Origin of the sequence: Terrisporobacter sp. (assembly GCF_017888745.1) — a bacterium.
In the GTDB taxonomy this organism is placed as follows: Bacteria; Bacillota; Clostridia; order Peptostreptococcales; family Peptostreptococcaceae; genus Terrisporobacter.
In genome coordinates, this window is sequence record NZ_JAGHFM010000381.1 from 1 (window position 1) to 1,585 (window position 1,585).

Sequence of the window (1,585 nt, forward strand, 5' to 3'; positions counted from 1 at the left end):
GGAAATATTAAATTACAAGAAAAGATAGATGTAAATTCGATAAAAGAAGAGGATATGATAATTGACAAATTGTCAAAGGAACATAAAAGTTACGAAGGTGCCTTGAAATATTTATTGAGTTTACCCTCTTATAGAAATGATAAACTTATATTTAATTTTAAATATAGTGATAAAGAAAAATTTATAGAAGAAATAATAAAATCTCATCATACTCATCATAGATTTCAAAAATCATACAAAATACCAAAAAAAGTATACAAAGAGCAAGTTGATTTAATAAGAAAGTATTATGATATAGAACATCATTTAGATATGAATCATATATCATTTTACCATTTACCGCCTAGATATTTTACAGTTAAGAGAAACTTAATAAAAAAGTTAATAAATAAAATAGATGCAGACAAGTTTTTAGATGAAATATTAGTAGATGATATAAAAACTATTTGGCATGATACAGTAGAAAAAGAAATTTACAATATAAAACAATATAAAAGAGAACAAATATATTATGAATTAAGTGGTATAGGTCAGTTTTCTGAAAGAGAGATACATATAATAGAAAGAATAATTATGAGTGAATGTTCATTGGAAAAGTTTTATGATATGGAAAGTCTTAGAAAGAGCATAATTTATGACTTTGATAAAGAAATTAATTATAAAAGGCCTGGTAATTTGACTGGAATTACTTATGAATTGCTAGACGAATGTAATTTGAAAAAATCCATAATGAAATTAATGTGCAAAGGCATATTAAAACTATAAAAATTAAATTCATATATGAAAAGGAGGAATATTACATGGAAAAATTAAAAGCAAAAATAATATTTCTTTTAATGATGGATTACAACAGTGATGAATTTAGCATATACCAATTATTAAAAGAAGAGCTAAAAATTTTACATCTTATCGATAGGTACTCCTAAGGCACACCATAAGTAGACAAAATAAAAATAAAAATAAAAAGTAAAATAAAAATAAAAAAGGGAAACCAGGGGGATTGGTTATATGGATGTTATGAAAAAATTAAATTGCTTGCCAAAGGACGTAAAAAATTCTCTTGAAAAAATAGAAACATTGTTAAACATAATAGAGTGTAATGTAGATAAGGGGAAAGATTACACTATAGTAGAGCTTATAGAAGAGTTTGGTTCATTAGAAAGGGCTAGAAAAATTTTTGAAAATTATTATTTCTTAAATAAGATTGGTTTATCTAAATATATATTAGAGCTTAGAAAATCAAAATTAAAAAATACTTTATCACACATACCTTTAATTGACATAGATATAATTACATCAAATATAATTTCTATATATGATAATCTTGATAAAATCTATGAAAGAGGATATGCAAAAATTGATATTAACAGAACAAATATAAAAATAACAAAAAGGAAATCTAGTTTTTTAAAAGAAATACTTTCGATGAGGGAATACATAAGTATTGAAGAATATCATGATATAAAAGAACTTATAAATTTCAATATGTTCTTAGAAAATTACGAATACATGGAAGAAGAAATAAGAAAAAGCAAAACTTATGATCCTATGTATATAATGGATTTATTTGTAAAAAGACAAAATA

Annotated in this window: 3 protein-coding genes; all 3 read left to right on the plus strand. The window is 23.2% G+C overall.

Going from position 1 to position 1,585, the window contains the following annotated elements:
* Positions 1-765, plus strand: a 765-nt coding sequence (locus J7G74_RS16240; RefSeq protein WP_297137309.1) for a hypothetical protein, incomplete at its 5' end; no start/stop codon positions are given.
* A gap of 35 nt (positions 766-800) precedes the next feature.
* Positions 801-926 (plus strand): hypothetical protein, encoded by a 126-nt coding sequence (locus tag J7G74_RS16245; RefSeq protein ID WP_297137312.1) that lies wholly within the window; start codon positions 801-803, stop codon positions 924-926.
* An 82-nt stretch (positions 927-1,008) separates the two neighbouring features.
* A partial coding sequence (locus J7G74_RS16250) for a hypothetical protein (RefSeq protein WP_297137315.1) occupies positions 1,009-1,585 on the plus strand: 577 nt, incomplete at its 3' end.